17 protein-coding genes are annotated in these 18,925 nt (G+C 70.9%); 6 read left to right on the top strand and 11 right to left on the bottom strand.

The genetic code is table 11. From position 1 onward, the window contains the following. The first annotated feature begins 254 nt into the window (after positions 1 to 254). From Van01_RS08055 to Van01_RS08080, 6 genes are all read left to right on the top strand, one after another. The gene (locus Van01_RS08055) at positions 255 to 461 is read left to right on the top strand and encodes a hypothetical protein (RefSeq protein WP_204002945.1); all 207 of its coding nucleotides are present in this window, start codon (positions 255 to 257) and stop codon (positions 459 to 461) included. Beyond that, positions 422 to 919 (top strand): TadE/TadG family type IV pilus assembly protein, encoded by a 498-nt coding sequence (locus Van01_RS08060; RefSeq protein ID WP_204003211.1) that lies wholly within the window; start codon positions 422 to 424, stop codon positions 917 to 919. Before Van01_RS08055 ends, Van01_RS08060 begins: the two co-directional genes overlap by 40 nt. A gap of 83 nt (positions 920 to 1,002) precedes the next feature. Next, on the top strand, positions 1,003 to 1,380 hold the full coding sequence (locus tag Van01_RS08065) for a TadE family protein (protein WP_239098944.1): 378 nt from the start codon (positions 1,003 to 1,005) through the stop codon (positions 1,378 to 1,380). Then, positions 1,377 to 1,811, top strand: coding sequence for a pilus assembly protein TadG-related protein (locus Van01_RS08070; protein ID WP_204002964.1), 435 nt, complete (start codon positions 1,377 to 1,379; stop codon positions 1,809 to 1,811). The genes Van01_RS08065 and Van01_RS08070 overlap by 4 nt, the downstream gene beginning before the upstream one ends. Before the next feature lie 35 nt (positions 1,812 to 1,846). Beyond that, the gene (locus Van01_RS08075; protein ID WP_204002974.1) at positions 1,847 to 4,939 is read left to right on the top strand and encodes a BTAD domain-containing putative transcriptional regulator; all 3,093 of its coding nucleotides are present in this window, start codon (positions 1,847 to 1,849) and stop codon (positions 4,937 to 4,939) included. Continuing rightward, positions 4,936 to 6,072, top strand: coding sequence for a DUF2637 domain-containing protein (locus tag Van01_RS08080; protein ID WP_239098935.1), 1,137 nt, complete (start codon positions 4,936 to 4,938; stop codon positions 6,070 to 6,072). The genes Van01_RS08075 and Van01_RS08080 overlap by 4 nt, the downstream gene beginning before the upstream one ends. Positions 6,073 to 6,389: 317 nt before the next feature. Here the strand turns inward: Van01_RS08080 and Van01_RS08085 are convergent, their stop codons facing one another. The 11 genes from Van01_RS08085 to Van01_RS08155 form a co-directional block, all read right to left on the bottom strand. Next, positions 6,390 to 6,848 carry a DUF4262 domain-containing protein gene (locus Van01_RS08085; RefSeq protein ID WP_204002976.1) on the bottom strand — a complete coding sequence of 153 codons (459 nt, stop codon included), beginning with the start codon at positions 6,846 to 6,848 and terminating at the stop codon, positions 6,390 to 6,392. Then, the gene (locus tag Van01_RS08090; protein ID WP_239098936.1) at positions 6,845 to 7,222 is read right to left on the bottom strand and encodes a hypothetical protein; all 378 of its coding nucleotides are present in this window, start codon (positions 7,220 to 7,222) and stop codon (positions 6,845 to 6,847) included. The genes Van01_RS08085 and Van01_RS08090 overlap by 4 nt, the downstream gene beginning before the upstream one ends. A 205-nt stretch (positions 7,223 to 7,427) precedes the next feature. Next, on the bottom strand, positions 7,428 to 9,761 hold the full coding sequence (locus tag Van01_RS32900) for a DEAD/DEAH box helicase (RefSeq protein WP_239098937.1): 2,334 nt from the start codon (positions 9,759 to 9,761) through the stop codon (positions 7,428 to 7,430). Between the two features lie 634 nt (positions 9,762 to 10,395). Then, positions 10,396 to 12,492: an ATP-binding protein gene (locus Van01_RS08120; protein WP_204002980.1), complete on the bottom strand. Its 2,097-nt coding sequence runs from the start codon at positions 12,490 to 12,492 to the stop codon at positions 10,396 to 10,398. A gap of 151 nt (positions 12,493 to 12,643) precedes the next feature. Beyond that, positions 12,644 to 13,075, bottom strand: coding sequence for a DUF3085 domain-containing protein (locus Van01_RS08125; protein ID WP_204002982.1), 432 nt, complete (start codon positions 13,073 to 13,075; stop codon positions 12,644 to 12,646). Positions 13,076 to 13,100: 25 nt separating this feature from the next. Next, positions 13,101 to 14,276: an FAD-dependent monooxygenase gene (locus Van01_RS08130; protein WP_204002985.1), complete on the bottom strand. Its 1,176-nt coding sequence runs from the start codon at positions 14,274 to 14,276 to the stop codon at positions 13,101 to 13,103. Between the two features lie 257 nt (positions 14,277 to 14,533). Further along, positions 14,534 to 15,004 (bottom strand): hypothetical protein, encoded by a 471-nt coding sequence (locus Van01_RS08135; protein WP_239098938.1) that lies wholly within the window; start codon positions 15,002 to 15,004, stop codon positions 14,534 to 14,536. 376 nt (positions 15,005 to 15,380) lie between these two features. Next, entirely contained in the window at positions 15,381 to 16,898 is a 1,518-nt protein-coding gene (locus Van01_RS33460) for an ATP-binding protein (RefSeq protein WP_204002991.1), read from the bottom strand. Between the two features lie 227 nt (positions 16,899 to 17,125). After that, the gene (locus Van01_RS08145; RefSeq protein WP_204002993.1) at positions 17,126 to 17,476 is read right to left on the bottom strand and encodes a hypothetical protein; all 351 of its coding nucleotides are present in this window, start codon (positions 17,474 to 17,476) and stop codon (positions 17,126 to 17,128) included. 3 nt (positions 17,477 to 17,479) lie between these two features. Then, entirely contained in the window at positions 17,480 to 17,929 is a 450-nt protein-coding gene (locus Van01_RS08150) for a DUF4262 domain-containing protein (protein WP_204002996.1), read from the bottom strand. Between the two features lie 385 nt (positions 17,930 to 18,314). Continuing rightward, positions 18,315 to 18,743: a hypothetical protein gene (locus Van01_RS08155; RefSeq protein WP_204002999.1), complete on the bottom strand. Its 429-nt coding sequence runs from the start codon at positions 18,741 to 18,743 to the stop codon at positions 18,315 to 18,317. Positions 18,744 to 18,925: the final 182 nt, after the last annotated feature.

Below are 18,925 nucleotides of genomic sequence, written 5' to 3' on the forward strand. Positions count from 1 at the left end.
CCCACCAGACAGAAACCGAAGGGAGGTAAGCGCGATGAGGCACTGCGCGCACCCAGCACCGCCGACAGACCACGGGCGCCTCGCCGTTGATCTCGAACGCCACGTACCGGCGCTGCTCCGCGGTCCACGACGCGGCCTCGTCCCCGCGATCGCCGCACATGGTCAGGCGCATCCGCCGCCTCGCCGCTGTCCACCTCACCACCAACAAGCTGCAAGACAATCGACACCCTCACCCACGAACGAAGGAGACTCCCATGCGCACGACGAGGCTGGCTGCCAAGCTGACGCTCGTCCGCCTCAGCGCCGCTCACCGGCTACGCCAGGTCTACCGCTCAGGCGACCGAGGCAGCGAGACCAGCGAGAAGGTCATGTGGATCGCTTTGCTGGTCACCCTGGTCCTGGCCGTCTACGCCATCATGCAATCCAAGATCCTCGACAAGGTTTCCAGCATCACGCTCTAGCCGCGCGCCCGCGGACGACCCTCGGCAGCCGGCGCCGGTTCGCGAGCGATCGTGGGTCGGTCACCACCGAGGTGGTCCTCTACGCGCCTCTGCTGTTCCTGCTCGTCCTCGTCGGCGTGCAGTTCGCCCTGTGGGCCCTGGCCCAACTCGGCGTCCAGTACGCGGCGAACCACGCCCTGCAAACCACCAGGGTGTCCGGCGGCACTGCCGCCGCCGGCCGTGCCGACGCCGCCGCCGTCCTCGACCAGGTCGCCGGGCAGGTCGTCGTCGACCCGCGCGTGTCGGTCACCCGCAACCCCGACACCGCCACCGTGGCCGTGGCCGGCCGGGTGCCCGCCGTCGTGCCGTTCCTGCGGCTCCAGGTAACCACCGAGGTCAGTGCCCCCACCGAACGGTTTCGAGCACTCACCCTGTCGCTGACCTCCCCGTCGCCTGCAGGGGAAGGAGACCCGAGGTGATCCGCCACCAGAGCCGCACCCGACATCCGCGCCGCCGCTCGGTGCCGCGGCTGCGCGGAGACCGAGGGTCGGTCAGCGTCGAGATGGCGCTGAGCTACGTACCCCTGATGGTCCTGGCCGCCCTCGCGGTGGTGGCGTGCCTGCGCCTGGCCTCGGCCGCCATCGACGTCAACTCCGCTGCCGCCGCCGCGGCACGCCAGGCGTCCCTCGCGCGCACGTCCGGCGAGGCCCACGCCGCAGGCGCCGACGGTGCCTCCACCACCCTGGCCGGGCGGCCCATCACCTGCCAGCCCTTCACCATCACCGTCGACCCCGGCGCGTTCGTCCCCGGCGGGCAGGTCAGCGCCACAGTGACGTGCAGCGTCCGGCTCGAGGACCTCTACGGGCTGGGCCTGCCCGGGGCGGTCACCATCACCAGCACCTCCCGCCAGCCCCTGGATGAGTTCCGGAGCCAGCCGTGACCGGCCCTATCGCCGCCTGGGCGCGCCACGACGACCGGGGACAGATCACGCCGTGGACCGTGATGGGGACCCTGATCGTGCTCATCCTCGCCGGCCTCGTGTTCGACCAGGGCATGGCCATGGCCACCAAGGTGTCCGCGTACGACACGGCGCAAGCCGCCGCCCGCGCCGGAGCCCGGAAGATCGACGTGGCCCTGCACCGCACGACCGGCGCGGCGCAGCTCGACCCGGCCGCCGCAGCCACCGCCGCTCGGGCCTTCCTCGCCCAGGCCGGCCAACCCGGCACCGTGTCGGCCACCACCGAGCAGGTCACCGTCACGATCACCACCCGACACCAGACGCGGCTGCTGCACCTCGTCGGCATCACCGAGATCCCGGTCTCCGCCACCGCCATTGCCACGCCCACCTCCGGCGTCACCACCGCCACCTGAGCAACCGCCTCTGCTTACGCCCGGGAGCTGCCACTGTGATCGCGACGCTGTCCGCCGCCGCCCGCCGCGCCCTCGGCGGCACGGCGCTGGTGCTGCTGCTCGCCGGCGTGCCATACGCGCTACTGCGCTACCTCGACCCGCCGCTGCCCGACCAGCCGCCCACCTGGCACACCCTGACCACCGCGCTGACCAGTCCGCTGACCGACGAGATGATCGGCGTGAGCCTCACCGCGCTGCTCTGGGCAGCATGGGCCTCGTTCGCCTGGTCAGTGCTCGTCGAACTCGCCGCCGCCCTGACCGGCCGGCGGCTGCCTCAGCCCCGTGTCCTCACCCCCGGCCGTGGCCTCGCCGCACTGCTCGTCGCCGCGGTCACCGGCGGGGTCCTCGCAACTGCCGCGCAGGCTGCCGCCCCACCCCTGACCGGGTCCGCCCACGCCCACCCCAGCGCCTCCGGCATCGCCGCGGCCACGGCGACGACCGCGCACCACGAACCTGTCGCCGTCACCACCAGCACCCCGCTGGCACCGGCCGTCGCAGCACCGGACCGGACACTGGACCCCGGCGAGATCACTCTCGTCGCGAACGGCCGCGAGTACACCCACACCGTCAAGCGCGGCGACACCCTGTCGAAGATCGCCGAGCAGTGGCTCGGCGACGCGAACCGCTGGCCGGAGATCTTCGCTCTCAACCGGGGCACCCACTTCGCCGACGTCGGCGGCACCCTACGCAACCCGAACATCATCTACCCGGGTTGGACACTCGACCTGCCCGCCGACGCCACACCACCCGCCGGGCAACACCAGCGACCCGCAGCCCCCACACCTGCCACCACACCGCCGCACACTGCGACGCCCACGCTCGACGTTTCACCGACAGACAATCCGCCAGCGACCACCGCACCACAGGCTCCCGCGCCGAGGGCGTCCACCACCACACCGACGCCCACGAGCACTGCTCCGGCCCCTAGCGGCGAGGCCACCGCCGTCAACCCCAACCCAACCGACAGCAGTCGCCCATCCCGCACCGGGCACGGCGTGTCACTGCCGACAGGCAGCTGGGTTGACAGTGGGTTGGCGTTGGCGATCGCCGCAGCAGTAGCGCTGGTGTGGGCCTACCGGCAGCGCCGCTACCGCCCCCGCACACCGCCCGCCCAGCGGCAGGCGACCGACCCGGATCTCGCACCCATGCCCCGCGTGGTCCGGCAGATCCGCCATGGAATGCGCGACACGGCCACCACCAACGCCCCACTGCTTCTCCATCCGCAGCCCGGACAGGGCAACCATGGCAGTCAGCCACCTCTGCGCGACCGCGCCGTCCCTCCCCGGCCCCAAGCCGACGACGATGCTCACCCCGCGCCGGCCCCCGCAGCTGGTGACGATGCCTCCGAAAGGGAGCCGGTGGCGCCGGCTCTCGCCCATCCACTGTCGGCGGTGTGGCCTCCGGCGGGCCTGGGCCTGGCCGGACCCGGCGCGGACGCCGCCGCCCGTGGCTTCCTGACCGCCGCACTCGCCGCCGGCGGCGGCGATCACCCCGACGCCCGCACCCACGTGGTCATCCCGGCGACCACCGCGGCGACCCTGCTCGGTGCCGCCGCCATCAACCTGCACCGCACTCCCCGGCTGACCGTCACCGCCGACCTCGACGACGCCCTGGAGATCCTCGAGGAACAGACCCTGCACCGCACCCGGCTGGTGTACCAGCACGAGGTCGACACCATCGCCGACCTGCGCGCCGCCGACCCCTTCGAGGAACCCCTCGCCCCACTGATGCTGCTGGCCGACGCCACCGGCCGCCACGAACGCGCCCGCATCGCCGCGCTACTCGCCCAAGGCCAACGCCTGGACATCCACGGCGTGCTGCTCGGCGCGTGGCCCGACGGCGACACCGCCGTCGTCGCCGCAGACGGCACCGTCACCCGCGCCGACGGCGACGCCCGGCACGGTCCCCATCCCGCCGACGTCGGCCGCCTCGCCGTCCTGGACCCCACCGAGACCGTCGACCTGCTCGCGACCCTCGCGGAATCCCACACCGGCCAAGTCCCCCTACCCCCACCCGTCGAAACAGCACCTGAGCCCAAGCCCGCGACACCCACAGCCGACACCAGCGCGCCCGCACCCTCAGACACGACGGATGCAGCCAGCAACACCGGTCGAGCGCCCGCCGACCCCGGCGAGGACGCCGTACCGCAACCTCCCGCCGACGGGGCCACCGCACCGACCGCTCAGCAGCCCGCCGCCGAGGACAGCACGGCGTTCAAGACCCCTGACCAGCCCGTCATCGGCGACGCCCACACCGTTTCCGACAACGTGCTCTCGCCCGGACCGAGCCACGATGACACCACCGACGTCGACTCGGAAAATGTGACGCCCCGTGAGCGCGTCGAGGTGACGGTGCTCGGCCCGCCGGCCATCCCCGGCGCCAGCCACCCACGCGCGCTGCGCGCCAAGTCGATGGAACTCCTGGTGTACCTGGCCGTGTGCGACGGCGACGCCGCCGCCGACGCGATCCTGGAAGACCTGCTCCCCGACGCCCCCAGAAGCAAAGCCACCCACCGGCTGCACACCTACGTCTCCGACCTACGCGCCGTCCTACGCCAGCACGCCGGGCCCGGTACCTACCTGACCCGCCCCCACCACCGCTACCAACTCAACCCTGAACGCTTCGACATCGACTTGTGGCGCCTGCGCGCCGCGCTGCGCTCCACCGGTGCCCGCGACGAGCGCGTGCAGGCCCTGCGTCGCGCTGTCGAGGGCTACCGGCCCTTGGCCGAAGGCTGCGACTACGAATGGCTCGAAGCCCACCGGCACGCCGTGCAACGCGAAGCCCTCGACGCCGTCAACGCCCTTGTCGAGGAACTCGCCGACCAAACCGAGCAACAGGCCGCTGTCTGCGACACCGCCCTGCCCCACCACCCCTACAACGAACACCTGTACCAGCAGGCGATGCGCGCCCACGCCGCACTCGGCAACATCGACGCGATCCGCATGCTGCGCCGCACCCTGACCCGACGACTCGGCGAGATCGACGCCGAGCCAACCGACGCCACGCTCACCCTCGCCGACCGGCTCATCGCCGAAGTCCACGCCCGACGCGGCTCGCGCCCCTCCGACGGCCAGCCTTCGACATGAGCAGCGCGACCCGCCCGGCCAGCGGTCCGACCGAAACCGCCGCCTGTAGCAGCATCGGTGACAAACAGCTTCGCAGGCTGCGGTGGGCGGTACGGGCCACCCTCGCCCTGGGCGTCGCCGCGTCGGTGGCCGCGAACGTCCTCCACGCACGACCAAACCCGATCAGCCAGGCCATCGCCGCCTGGCCACCCCTGGCGCTACTGCTCACCGTCGAGCTGATCTCCCGCGTCCCCCACCACCGCCGACACCTCGGCGCGATCCGCATCACCGCCGCGACAGTCATCGCCGCCATCGCCGCCTGGGTGTCCTACTGGCACCTCGTCGGCGTCGCCGCGCGCTACGGCGAAACCGGCTACGGCGCCGCCTACCTCCTCCCCATCTCCGTCGACGGACTTGTCATCGTCGCCAGCGTCAGCCTCATCGAAATAAGCGCCCGCATCCGCGCCACGTCACCGCACGCAGCAGCCACCCCCTCCGCCAAACACCGCCACACCTCAGCACCCGCGCCCGTGTCTCCACCAGTCCCAGAACACGCCAACGAATCGGACAAGGCAGAGAACGCCCCAAGCCACTCCGACCCACATCCGCTCGCGGACGCCGAGCGCACCGTCACGCCGACGGCACGCACCCACGCCTCGGTCGGCACGCCACAAGCCGCCGCGGCGACCAGGCCACCGAGCGCCGACACCGACGGTGACACAGCGCCACTGCGACTCGACGCCGCGCAGACACCAGCCGACCCCGTCACCGCGCCTGCCGCCGGTAAAACAGCCGGATCGGTTCCGGGCACAGCAGACGCCGCTGCCGCAACACCAGGCAGTCGGCCGCCGCACACCGAGACGAAGCCGCAGCCGACGCACGCCGCAGACACTGATCTGGGCGCACCGCCGCCCGAAAGCGCCAAGGGCGGTGACCGGCACAAGGAAGATCCACCGAGCGGTGGCGACACACGGTTGGCCGATACGGCCGCAGCGGTGGCGTACTGGCGACACCGCGATCCCGCGCTGCAGCCGGGCGATGTCGCCGCACGAATCGGCAGGTCAGAACGGACTGTGCGCCGCCACTGGCAGCCACGAACAGGGACCCGCACCACACGCGTCAACGGCCAGCCCACCGGCAAGCGGCGACGCTGATCCTTGTCCGCCCCGTTCGACCAATGATCCGGACGGCGGCCCCCAACGACAAAAGGACCAGCTTCGTGCTCTCCGAGGCAGGCGTACGGCTTCAGGAGGACACACCGCCAGCGCGAGGACGAGCCCCCGGTACGGCGGTGGGCTGGACAGGGCCATCCTGTCCAGCCCACCGGAATCCCGAGGCCACCCCGCGGGCGCGCCCACCTCAGGTTGCGGGCCGCAAGGCAACCGTGCTGCACCACGAACGGCCGCTCGGCAACCAAACTGGCTGATCGAGTGTCCGTGAGTCCGCGGGCTCCCTTTTGGTGGCGGAAACGTTAGGGGCGTCTCAGTGTCGGCTGCGCCGACGGTGGGTAGGCGTAGCCGGCGTCCCAGGGGAAGCGGCCCTCCGGGTCGGGCCACACGACTTGCTGCACACGAACCTGCTGGCCGTATCGGGCGATCGCTGCGCCGGGGTGCAGTTGTGCGGTGGGCGTGCCGTCGATGACGACCGCGTCGTAGCCAGCGATAAGGTCACCGATGCGTTGACCGTGGGTGAAGCGCTCGGCTCGGTCGTAGACGCGGGCGGCGAGGTCGTTGAGCAGGTGCTGTGAGATGGCGGGATCGAGTCCAGCGACCAGCAGCTCGGGATGGTTGTGGGCGGTGAGCCCGACGGTGTAGGCGAACGGGGCATGGTGGTCGGTGTCGTCCGCGTGGGGGTGCACGGCCGTCACCGCCCAGCCGACCCGGTCGATGATCTCGCTCTGGTGGTGCAGAAAATCCTCGATGCCGGTCACCGGTCAGGTCCTTCCGCCTTGTCGTGACGCTCGGCCAGAGAGGGTGGATCGACTTCGACGAAGCCCCAGAGCCGCTCGATGAGATCCAGCGCCTGGGTGCGGTAGCGGTCGGCGAAACCTCGGCAGATCGCCGGCTTCGCCTGCGGGTACAGATAGTGCGGCAACGTGTCATGACAAATGATGTAGGACCCTTGCTCGTGTACCTTGGTGACGAGGTCGCGTAGCCGTCCCGGCCCTAGGTTCATTCGGTTGCCGGGGGCGAAGATGCAGCTGTCGCACTGCTTCGACAGCAGCCGTGACTTGCCGAGGGCCGGGTCGCCGACACTGAGGGATTTGCGGTCGGTTTCGACCGCCCGTTCGTCGGAGTCTGCCATTGAATCCATGAATTTCTCCTCTGCAGAACCATAGGAGACGTCACCGTCAGGCGACGTCCTTGCTGGTCTCGGGTTACTTGGCGGCATCCGGGCGGGCCATGCGGCCTATGGCCGTCGGGTGTTGTGTTGGGCTCCGACGAGTGGGCCTGGCTACCCCGTGGAATGCTCGGACCGCTTCCTGATGGACTTGCGTGTTGTGGCCGGGCTACCGCCAGGTGGTGCTGATGGCGTCGAGGGTGGCGGTGCGGTCGGCCGACAGCGTGCCTGTGCGGAGCTTCTCGCGTTGTTTCGTCAGCCATGCGCCGAGGCCGTAGCCGTCCGGGCTCTGCGTCGCCTTCGAGCAGCGCAGGGTGCCGTGGGCCTGGTGATAGGCGCGGGCGTGGGCGAGGCCGACCGCGAACGCCTGCTCGCGCTTGTCCCACATCATGCCGAGGGCGTCGAGGTGAGTGATCCGCTCGGGGGCGAGGGTGCCGCGTTTCCGGAGCATGCGTTGTGCGACGACGAACTGCCCGAGCCGATATCCGTCGGGGCAGGTGTGGTCGGAGGGCACGCGTAGGTGGCCGTGCTGGGCGTGGTAGATGATGGCGTGGGTGATGCCCCGTTCCCACATCGCCTTGTAGGGCTCCCACTCGATGCCGATGCGTTCCAGGGCTGCTTCGCGGGCGCGGTCGAGGCGGCCTGCTTTGTATTGCTTGCGCTGGCCGCGGATCCACCGACCGAGGGGATAGCCGTCCTCGGTGACATGTTCTAACGGCACCCTTAGGTGTCCGTGGTGGGCGCGGTAGGCGGCGGCGTGGATGGCGCCGGTCTCCCAGCGGGTTGCTCTCGGGTCCCATAGCATTCCTAGGGTGTCGAGGGCCTGCACCCGCTCGGGCGGAAGGTGTCCGGCTCGCCGGGTCTTGCGTTGCGCGTGGATCCACCGGCCGAGTGGGTAGCCGTCGTCGGTGACGTGGTCGACAGCCACATGCAGGTGATCGTGGATGGCGTGGTAGCGGGTAGCGACGCCGTAGCCCTCCCACCAGGGTGAGGTGGTGGCGGTGACGAGTCGGACGGTGATATGCCGCAGGTACTGGTCGACGTCGTAGCCGTCGGGTAGGCGCACCACGATCTGCTCGGGCAGGCTTCGTGCGGCAGTGGGGGACTGACGCTGTCGGTCCAGTGCGATGGCGAGGGTTTCGTCGTGCGCGCGCAGCGCGCGCACGACCTGCCAAATGGTGTGGTAGCCATCGGTGTCGGCTTGGGCCTCGACGCTGGTGTCGTCGCCGACGAGGATCGGCACCAGGATCGTGGCGACGCCGCTGCCGGCCGGGTTGCGACGCAGCGCCCGTCCGACGGCTTGGACAACCTCGACCGTGGACCTCTTCGGGTGGGTGAACACGACCGAGTCGACTGCGGGCACGTCGATGCCTTCGCCGAGGCAGCGGACGTTGGACAGCACTGTCCATCCGTTCTGGGGCGGGTCAGCGAGATCGGTGAGGAACACGGCGCGCTGGGCGGCGGTGTGTCTGCCGTCGACGTGGTGGCAGGTCACCATCCTGTCGGGACGTGCCTTCTCGGGCAGCGCCGCGAGGGTGCCGCCGAAGGTTTCGGCGAAGGCTCGGGAGTCGACGATGCGGGGGGCGTAGACGATGGTTCGGCGCAGGTCGAACTCGGCGGCGGCGCGGGCACAGGCGGCGACGAGCATCGCGGTGCGCAGCGGTCCGTCCTCGTCACCCCTGGCGCCGCGTGCGCCGGTGAGGTGCCGCACAAGTGGGAGGATCTCGGCGCGGGTGACCCCGATGACGGCGATGCGGTAGTCGTCGAGCCATCCGTCGGCGATGGCCTGCGCGAACGTGTACCGGTGGAGGACCGGGCCGAACACCACAGGGTCGGCCATCGACAGCATTCGCTCGTCGTCGACGTCCTCGCCGCGAGGAGTGGCGGTCAGGTAGAGCCTGCGCCGTGCCGGGAAGGTCGCGTCGTCGTGCAGGCAGGCGATGTGCTTGTCGTCGCGTCCTGCGCTGTGGTGCGCCTCATCTACCACTAGCACCTCTGCCGCCATCTTTGCGGTGGCGAGGGCGGTGCCGAGCACGTCGGCGGAACGGTGCGTCGTGACCACCAACCGGATCCCGTCGCCTTGTTCCTCACGCAGCCACTCGATGATCACGTTCCGGTCGGTGGTGACCGTGGCCGGCAGGTCGGCGGTGTGCACGAGTGTGTCGGTGACGGCGTCGTCGCCGCAGACGACGAGGATGGTCGCGGCGGTGGGTGCGAGAACGGCCAGGGTTTGGCCGACCAGGGTCACTGAGGGGCACGCCACGACCACGAGCCCGCCAGGCTGGCACAACGAGGTGGCGACGTGCGCAGCGGTGATGGTTTTTCCGGTGCCGCAAGCAGCGTGGATCTGCCCTCGACCGCCGCTTCGCAGCGCGGCGACGGCGGTGGGGACGGCGACGTGCTGCCATCCGACCGGCTCTGGTAAGCCGCCAGCAGGTCGCAGATGCTGGCGTCTGTCCGGGTCGGCGGGGTTGGTGGCGCTCGCCATGGTGAACGTGCTCATAGGCCTTTCCAGGGGTAGTCGAAGGAGGTCGTGCGGTAGCCACGACCGGGATACGGGTCAGGCAGCGTGTGGTTGGGGGCGGCTCGGCCGGAACCAGCCGGTGGCCGGGTCAGTCGGCGTGGCCACTCGAGCGCGACCTAGCGGCCGTGGCGGGCGGCGGGCGGCGGCTTGTTGGGCTCGGTGGGCGTGACGTGCGGGCGGGCACGGGTATGCCTGCCCTGCGCAGCGCAGGTTTGCGCACCGATCGGGACGGTGCGGCTGGGGTTGGTGGGCGGCGGCGACGTCGCTGGCGAGCAGCCACAGCAGGACATCGGTCACCGCGCGCGGTATCGGTCGGCGATGCTGAGCAGCCATCAGGGTGCCGTCCTCCGGTCACATCGGTATGGGGTGTCAGCTGCCCTCCCCATGGCCCGCGTCAGTGCCGACGCCGTCGGGTACGCCACACGGGATGGCGGCTAGAACGCAGTCACGCGCGACTTCGCGCATTGATCAAGTCGTTGCGCCGTCCTCGGCCGCTGGCGGTGCGGGTATTGGGGAACTGGCTGAGCTCGTTGGCGAGAGCGCGGCTTGCCGACCGGGTGTGGTTCCTCGATGGGTGGGCCGGTTTGAGCACGATCGGATAACCGGGGTTGGGTCAGATGGTGGGGAGGTTGAGGCGGCGGCGTTCGGCGGCCAGGAGCGTGCGGGCGGGCTGGTGCCACGTGTCGTCGTCGAGCGGGGCGGGGGTGTTTCCGTCGGCGAGAGCCTGCAGCGTGGGGATCTGCTCGGCGTAGACGCCGCCGATGTTCATCAGGTCGGTGCAGGCTCGTGTGATGGCGGCGCGGGTCTTGGCGGTCCAAGGTCCAGGCCGGCCCCAGGTTTCGCGGCGGCGTCCGCGGATGGGGCCTTCGCACAGGTGGTAGCCCAGCCACACCACGGGGGCGTGTAGCCCGGTGGCTTCGGCGAGCAGGGCGACGTTGTCGTAGTCGCCGGCCTGGTCGCCGCGCATTGGGCGGTAGCCGACGGGGCGGGGGTTGGTCAGCAGCCGCCAGTAGCCGGGATATACGGCGGTGGAGGCGATGAGGTCTTTCTCGTCGCGGAAGCCGCCTGCGGCGATGGCGTGCGGGAGTTGGTCGAGGAGCAGGTGGGCCAGTTCGCGGCGGACGGCGGGCACGCTCGGGTCGTCGGCTCGCCAGTGGCGGCCCCGCCTGCCTGGCGTGGTGGCCGTCGAGGCGCCGTCCTGACCAGCAGTGCTGACGGTGTCGAGGGGTGGTAGGCCGTTGCCGTCGGCGAGCTGGCCGAGCAGGCGGGCGGCGAAGTCGGAGAGCATGTGTTCGAAGCCGCGGCTGCGGTCGTAGTAGTCCTGTACGGGTGTCCAGTGGCCACCGCCGCGGTGCGCGACGCGGTGCGCAGCCTCGTGGAGCAGCACCAGCCGGGTGCGGTGCCGGTCGGTGAGCGCGTCGCGGTGGATGGCCACGTCTCCGGTCAGCGGCCGGTAGAAGCCCTCGGCGCACGGTGACTCGTCGCTGTGGTCGTACACCTTCACCCGGTCAAGGGCGAACGGGCCGATCGCGCGGCGCACCAGCTCGCAGCCCTCGCGCAGCACCTCGCGTTCGGCGTCGGTCAACGCTTTCAGCGTGACCCAGCTGGTGCGGTTGCGGTTACGGGCGTAGTGGGTCTGCTGGCGGGCCCTGGCCATCTCCACGCCGAGCAGACCCATCACGGCGGCCTGCTGGTGGCCGGTCAGGCCGGTGGTGACCAGCTCGGTGTAGCCGTTGTCCTTCAGGTCCAGTGCCGCCTCCTCGCCGCCAGGCACCGTGTAGTAGGTCTGCTCGGGTAGGTTGGCGCGTCCCCAGGTCCGCCACGCGGCGCGGGGACGGGGCAGTCGCACGTCGGTGAAGAACTGTTCCTGTTCGCGGAGTTTGCCGCCGTTGAGGACGTGCTGGGCGTACAGGTCGATGAGTGCGGGGTCGTCGCTGCTGGCGAGGATGTCGCGGACTGCGGTGCGCAGCGCGGCGGCTTCCACGACGGTGCGGTCCCGGTTCTGCAGCGCCTTGTGGTCCAGCGACAGGTCGTAGGAGGCGAGGAAGCCGGGCATGCGGGTGACCAGCACACCGCCGATCCACACGCGTCCCGGTTCGCCGTCGCGCACGCACACCCCGGGGGACGCGGGTGGCTGGTAGCCGGGTTCGGCCAGGGCGCGGAACCGTCCGATGGCCTCCTGCGCCAGTTCGCGGGGGCATTCGATGGTGAACACGGTGCCGCCGGTGCGGGTGTTGGGGTGGAAGTGGTAGACGAGGACTTCACTGCCCTGTTGCGTGCGTGAGGGGATGAGCCCGCCGAGCAGCTTGCGGCGCTCGACGGTGGGCACGAAGCCGTAGGACACGGTCTCGCACCGCACGGTGCCGATTTCGGGGCTGCGGGCCAGCACGAGGCAGGCGAGTTTCTTGCCCTCACCGAACTGGCCGATCTGCTCGTCGGTCTTGCGGGACATGCCGAGGATGAGTCCCTCTTCGGGGATGCCGGGGCCGGCGTCGGCGATGGTCAGGATGCCGTGGGCCCAGCTGACCGCCGCGTTGGCGTCCTCGTCGAGGGCGTTGGCGATCAGTTCGGAGATCGCCCGCACCGGCGTCCATGACTTCACGTACTCCGGTGAGATGGGGTAGGCCAGGCTGTCGGCGTCCGCCGCGGTCCCGTTTGGTGGGGCCGTTGTTGTACTGGGGGCGCCGGTGGCGTGGGTGGTGTCGGACACGGAAGTTCCTCCGCAGAAATGAGGAGATCCGCGACCGGATGCGGTCGCGGATCAGTGAGATGGAAGGTTGCTGTGTCGATGGGGATTGGTCGGGGCAGCGGTGTGTCGGTGGCCCCGCCGCTGCGCGCGGCGGAGCCATCGGCTGGGTCGGTCAGGCGAGGCGGGGCGTGCGGGTGAACCGGTGGGTGAAGGTGCCGGTTTCGACCACCAGGTCCAGCCACTGGTAGCCGAAGGCGTGGGCGCCGCGGAGTTCCTCGATCAGCGCGCGGGGTCGCTCGGTGAGGTGCAGGTGCTCGACGAAGTCGTCGCCGCCGAGGTCGGGGTCGCTGCGGTGCCCGTCGAGGCGCGGGTTCCAGCCGTGGGCGTAGACGGTGAGGTTCGCGCCGGGCCGGTCCGGGTCGGTCAGCCGGGGCAGGCCGTTGGACATGAGGTACACGCCGTCGTCGTGGACCCACTCCAACGCCCCGGGGCAGGAAGCGCCGTACTCAGTCTCGGTGAGGCTGGGGACGTGCTCGCTGGCGGCGACGGCATGTTCGGCCAGCCGCAGCGTCTCGGGCAGGGGGAAGTACAGGTGCAGTGCCATCGAAGGGCTCCTGTCGGTGCGTTGGTCAGGGTTGGTGGTTGCTGAGGTGGGCGCCGAGGTGCGGCCCTTGCCGTACGGCCGCGATAGCGCCGGGGATCTGGCGGCGTTGCCAGCCGTCAAGGGCGGTGGGCAGGTCGGCGCCCCACCGTTGGTGCTGGGTGAGGGCGGTGGTGAGGGCGGCGGCCTGCTCGATGCCGTTGTTGGCGCCTCTGCCGGTGTGTGGGCGGACGGGAGCGAGGGCGTCGCCGATCAAGACCGCCCAGCCACGGCCGACGGGCCAGGCCATGTGGGTGGGTGGGTCGATGTCCATCACCGGCGCGGCCATGCGCATGGTGGTGGTGTGCACGGTCTCGGCGTGCGGTAGGGGCAGAACGAGTGCGGCGCGGGTGTCGACCACCGCGCGGGCGGTGTCGGAGACGTGGTGGGGCAGGGCGAACGTGCGCCGCTGCGGCGGGGCCCCGAAGCAGCGGGTGTAGTCGTCGGCGCTGCAGGTGAGGTACAGCGTCCAGTCCAGACCGCCGGGGACCGGGGCGACGTTGTACTGGCATCCGGGTCCGGGTTCCAGGCGGAGGAAGTCCCGCACGTGCGAGAGTGCGCCGGCGGCGTGTCCGCGGTGGGCGACGTAGCCGGCGTAGCGCAGCCGCCGTCCGGGGTCGAGCAGTCGCCGACCGGTGGAGGTCCGGCCGTCGGCGAACACGACCAGGTCCGCGACCGCGTGGCTGTGGTCGGCGAACTCCAGGTGAGGGCGCCCGTCGTGCTCGGTGAGGCCGGTGACGCGCCGTCCGGTCTGCAGGACACCTGCGGGTAGGCGGCGGATTAGGGCGTAGTGCAGCAGCGACCAGGTGGTGTTGCGCCCCGGATACAGGTGCCGGGCGATGTGGATGGGCTGCCGGTAGCGGAGGGTGACCTCCAGGACCGTTTCGGAGGGGTGGGCGACGATCTCGTCCTGGCTGATGCCGAGGCGATCGAGGACGTCGAGGGCGGGATGTTCCAGACCGATCAACCCGCCGCCGCGCGGCGCCGCGGCGGGGGCGGCCTCGTACAGCGTCACTGGGAAGCCGGCGTGCAGCAGGAGCAGGGCGGTGGTGGCGCCAGTCACGGAGCCGCCGACTACCGCAACGCGCAGTCGCGGTGGCGTCCCGGCGGCGCGGGCGGACAGGTCCCTCGGCGGGCTGGCGAGAGGGGTGTGCGGCTGTGTCATCCGGGTCTCCTTCCGATCGAGAGGGGAAGCCCGGGCACGGCCGTACGGCCGTGCCCGGGCGGGTGCGCGTCGTGCGCGAGGTGGCCGGGCATCGGCCGTGGGTGGTGCGGTTCAGATCAGGTCAGCGCCCACGGGACGACCTGGTCGGCGCGTCTCAAGAGGCGTGACGGGGGCAGCTGTGCGGGACAGGCTCACCGCGGAGGACCGCTCAGGTGCTGATGCGGGTTCGCGGCGGGGTGTAGCGGCTGCCAGGCCGCTCAGGCACCGGGATGCAGCATCCGTGCCAGCGGAAGCAGCAGGTCGAGCACCTCACTGGCGCCGGTCTCCGGGGCCTCGTCGACGGCGATGAGTCCTTCGGGTTGGTCACGGAAACGAGTCAGGACGTAGGCAGTGCCGGCGGCGTCCACCGCCTCGATGTAGCGGACCATCTGATGCGGATCCACGGCGTCGCTGACCGCGGCGTGCATGAACACCCAAGCCAGAATGCGGATTGGGCCGGTGGCCGTGACGAGGTTGGCCTGCACGACCGGGCTGTGCAGTTCGGCGGCGGCGTGACGCAGCACCGCGACGGCGTCGGTGTTCGCCTCGTCCGATGCCGTCGTCGGCGCGGTGGCCACGCTGACGTGACGGGCGGTCGGGTCGGGATGCCCGGGAACCGGGGCTTCCCGCAGCACCGCCAGCAGGGTCGGACCGGGCCACGGGTAGGCGCGGTGGGCGTGCTGGTCCATGCCATGCAGGCAGTACAAGATGGCTTGTTGACGTGGGGTGAGCATCTTTCTCCGATCGTGGTGACGAGATCATCCGACTTGTAGGTCGTATGGGAGGCATACGCGCTGGTCAGGTGGGCCGCGACTCCGTACGGCCGGTCGCGGCCGGCGCTCTACAGTGGTGCCGTCTGGTGTCGTTGACATCGACGTCCGTAGGTGGCGGGGGATGCCGCGCACTTCGGCGCGCGGCCCGGTTCCGGGAAGCTCGTCCGCGGCCGGTCGTCGCAGGGCGGTGACGGGGCAGCCGGCGGCGTCCAGGTCGTGCGGGTACGGGTCGGTTAGTTCGACCAGCCAGGACCCACCGGCCCGCGCCTGACGGGCGGTGTCGAGGTGGCCGTCACGCCTGCTGTCCGGTACACAGCTGGATCGCCTCGGCCACGTCGTCGGCAGTCGGCTGGCGGTGACCAGCGAGATCGGCGATCGTGAAGGCCAGCCGGAGCACACGCACGGCGCGTCGCTGCGACACCGCCCCCAGCTGGAGCAACCTCTGCAGCCGAGCGAATCGGCTGGCGGGCACACTGGCGAGGGCGTCTCGCAGTCCCTGGAGGGTGGCCTCCGCGTTGGTGGCCCAGGGCCTGCCACCCCATCGGGCTGCGGCGGCGACGCGGGCGGCTGCCACGCGGGCGGCGACGACCGCGGTCGTCGTGAACGTCCCACCCGGCGGGCCGCCGGGTTCGGGCATCGAGGGCAGGGCGGCGCGGATGTCGATCCGATCGAGCAGAGCCGACATCCGATCCAAGGCACGGCGGTGTGCCGGCGACGGAAAACCACATCCTGCGATCGGCGCCACGCCTTGTGCGATCGCGAGCAGCAGCTGCGTGCGGGCCGGGTAGCTGGCCGTCCCGCCGGAGCCGACCACAGTGACGCGCCGATCCTCCAGCACCGACCGCAGCAGGTAGCGGGCCGGCGACGGAAGATGGTCAGCGTCGGCGCAGAAGAGCACTCCGCCGTGGGCCAACCCGACGGCGCCGGGCCGGCGTAGGGAGCCGCTGAGGGCCGTGAGGCTGATGCTGTGGTGCGGGGCTTGCCAGGGCGGGCGGTGCCGCACGACCGCCTCAGGTGGCAGGGTGCCTGCGGCGCGGTGGGCGGCGGCGACCTCGGCGGCGGTGGCGGGGTCGAGGTCGGGCAGCAGGCCGGGCAGTCGTTCGGCGAGCATCGCCGCCCTACAGTCGGGCGGGCCGGTCATGAGCAGGTGGTGGCCGCCGGCGGCGGTGATCTCGAGGATCCGCCGCGCCATGTGGTCGGCGGGCAGGTCGGCGAGGTCGATGTCCGGCAGTGGCGGTGTGGTCGGCCACGCCTGCGGGGTTCGCAGCGCCGCTTCGCCGCGCAGTCCGGCGACCAGCTCGGTGAGGGTACGGGCGGTGGACACCTGGCTGGAGGTCGCCAGCGCAGCCTCGGTGAGGTTGCCGGGCGCGACGACCGCGTCGGGCAGGTCGGCGTGCGCCGCGGCGGCGAGCCGGGCGGTCAGCCCTGGCGTGGTGCGGAGGGCGCCGTTCAGTCCGAGTTCACCGAGATGCAGCGTGGCGGGGAGCCGGTGGGCGGGAATCTGGCCGCTGGCGGCGAGCAGCGCGACGGCGAACGCCAGGTCGAGGCCGCTGTCGGCGGCGGATAGGGGTTCGGGTTCGACGCTGAGGGTGACCGGATGCCGCGGCCAGAGGCAGCCGGAGGAGTTGCCGATGGCGGCGTGGACGCGGTCACGGGTGGTCCGGGCGGACTCGGCGGGCAGGCCGGTGATGGTGGTCGACCGCTGGTCGGTGGCGGGCACCGCGCGGATGGCGACGAGGCGGGCGTCGGCGCCGGTATGCGCCACGGCCGGCACCATCACCGGCTGAATGCGTTGCATTGCTTCGGTCATGGGGGGGGTGGTGATCCTTTCTGGGCGGGGCGGGGCGGTGCCGCCGGGACGATCCCGACGTGCACCGTGTGGGCTGGGTGAGGCACGCCGCGATTCGGCTCGGGTGGCACGAGGTGCCGCAAGCCCCTGTTGAGGGGCCGGTGTGCCAGGCGGCGTACCGCCTGCGACCGGCTGCGGGAGTTCCCGGCTGTGCCGGGCTTCGCACGGCCGGATCTGGGCCGCAGCCGTCACATGGGCAGTTCCAGCACTCCGAGTTCGGCGAGCGGAATGACGAGCGCCCGTACTCGATCGACGGATGCTTGTCGTTCGTCGAGGTGTGACAGCGACATGTTCGCCAGTGCGCTGGCGATGAGCAGCTGGTCCTCGGGGGTGCCGCTGTTGGTTCTCGCCGCGTCGAGTACGTGATTGAGGTCTTGCTGATGCCTCTGTATCAAGCCGGTGTTGAACTCGACGGTCGCGGCGGCGCTGATGAGCGCGGCCACGGCTGGGGATTGCAGATTGTTGTGCAATGCGGTCCAGTTGACGGTCGCGCCAACTTGCAAGGCCAGGTCGTTGATGGCTTCCGTGATGCCGCTCATCGGTTATGGGCGTCCCAGCAGCGGTTGTACGTGAGCGGGGTATTGGTAGCGGTCGTCCCACGGGAACCGGGAGTGCGGGTCCGGCCACACGATCTGCTGCAGGCGCAAGCGATCCTTGCCGTACCGGGCGTAGGCCGCACGGGGAAGCAGCGCGTCGGTGGCGGGTCCCTCGACGATGATGGCGTCGTAGCCGGCGAGCAGGTCGGCGACGCGTTGGCCGTGGATGAACCGCTCGTTCCGGGAGTCGACGCGTCCGGCCATATCGTTCAGCAGTTTCTGGGCGATGAGCGGGTCGAGGCCGGCGATGACCAACTCAGGGACATCGTGCTCGGTCAGGCCTACGGTGTAGGCGAACCCGCTCTCCCCGAGATCGGGTAGTACGGCGGTCACTGCCCAGCCGAATTCGTTGATGAGACGTTGCTGGTTTTGGAGGAACTCTTCGAGGGGTGGCACCTTGTTTCCTTCCTTCTTGAGCGGACGAGGATGGAGACGGCGTCGCCAAGAAACAGCGGGGCACCGTCCGGCCCCTTGATGTGTTTGTGGAGCCAGATGCGATACCGCCGGCCGTCAGCATCGAAGAGGTGACGCCAGTGGCCGGGATGGCGCGAACGGGACTGCTGGTCGGCGATGACCCGGACGGCCATGCGCCAGCGCATCGGGTCGGTCACGGTCTCGGGGGTGGTGTGGGCAGCATGAGGGCGGGTCCTTTCGACGACCGGGATCGGGCGGGTGGTCACCGCCCCTCGACCGTCTCGGCTCGTGGCCTCGGAGCGTCCTCCTCGCCGTTCGGGCCGGGCGATGGTGACCGCGCCGATCGACGCTCGACTCTGCACAAAGATCAAGTCGCACAGGGGTCGTCGGCGGGGGTCGCGCTTCCGTACGCCAATTCCTGACCGGCTGAGCTCTCGCAGTGCCGGTGGGTGTCTCTGCGGATGAGGAAGCATTCGGGCACGGCGGGGTCGTCGTGCCGGTAGTCCTGCAGGCGGGTGTCGTCGTGCGCGGGCCGGCCGCAGTGGGCGCAGCGCCGCGGGACCTCGCGCTCCAGGTGCTGCCCGTCAGGACCCGGGCTGACGGTGTGGTCGTGAGCGCTGAACGTGCAGCGGCCGTAGGTGCAGAACGGGCGGCCGGGCGTTCGTAGCCGCCGGCTGACCTCGTCGGTGACGGCGTTGGCGAGGTCGAGGTCCGCCTTGCTGCTGTAGTGGGGCAGGCCGGCGTCGTCGAGCTCGGTCATGCTGTGGTCGGCGTAGCGGGCCACACGTGGGTCCATGAGGTGCATCGGGGTTGCTCCTGGCTGCTCGGTGGATGCTGTGGCTGGCCGCCGAAGCCGGTGGGAACCCGGGCACGGCCTTTTCGGCCGTGCCCGGGGGCGCGGATTGCGCGAGGTGGTCGGGCGTCGGCCTGGGTCGTGCGAGGTCGCGAGGCGAGTTCAGCTGCGGCGGCGAGGGTCAC

Source organism: Micromonospora andamanensis, assembly GCF_016863495.1.
GTDB lineage: Bacteria > Actinomycetota > Actinomycetes > Mycobacteriales > Micromonosporaceae > Micromonospora > Micromonospora andamanensis.

Excerpts from the sequence above, each read along its gene's own strand:
- Van01_RS08055 (WP_204002945.1), top strand. The coding sequence starts at position 255 with ATGCGCACGACGAGGCTGGCTGCCAAGCTGACGCTCGTCCGCCTCAGC.
- Van01_RS08065 (WP_239098944.1), top strand. The coding sequence starts at position 1,003 with ATGGCGCTGAGCTACGTACCCCTGATGGTCCTGGCCGCCCTCGCGGTG.
- Van01_RS08080 (WP_239098935.1), top strand. The coding sequence starts at position 4,936 with ATGAGCAGCGCGACCCGCCCGGCCAGCGGTCCGACCGAAACCGCCGCC.
- Van01_RS08090 (WP_239098936.1), bottom strand. The coding sequence starts at position 7,222 with ATGGCAGACTCCGACGAACGGGCGGTCGAAACCGACCGCAAATCCCTC.
- Van01_RS32900 (WP_239098937.1), bottom strand. The coding sequence starts at position 9,761 with ATGAGCACGTTCACCATGGCGAGCGCCACCAACCCCGCCGACCCGGAC.
- Van01_RS08125 (WP_204002982.1), bottom strand. The coding sequence starts at position 13,075 with ATGGCACTGCACCTGTACTTCCCCCTGCCCGAGACGCTGCGGCTGGCC.
- Van01_RS08130 (WP_204002985.1), bottom strand. The coding sequence starts at position 14,276 with ATGACACAGCCGCACACCCCTCTCGCCAGCCCGCCGAGGGACCTGTCC.
- Van01_RS08135 (WP_239098938.1), bottom strand. The coding sequence starts at position 15,004 with ATGGACCAGCACGCCCACCGCGCCTACCCGTGGCCCGGTCCGACCCTG.
- Van01_RS33460 (WP_204002991.1), bottom strand. The coding sequence starts at position 16,898 with ATGACCGAAGCAATGCAACGCATTCAGCCGGTGATGGTGCCGGCCGTG.
- Van01_RS08145 (WP_204002993.1), bottom strand. The coding sequence starts at position 17,476 with ATGAGCGGCATCACGGAAGCCATCAACGACCTGGCCTTGCAAGTTGGC.
- Van01_RS08155 (WP_204002999.1), bottom strand. The coding sequence starts at position 18,743 with ATGGACCCACGTGTGGCCCGCTACGCCGACCACAGCATGACCGAGCTC.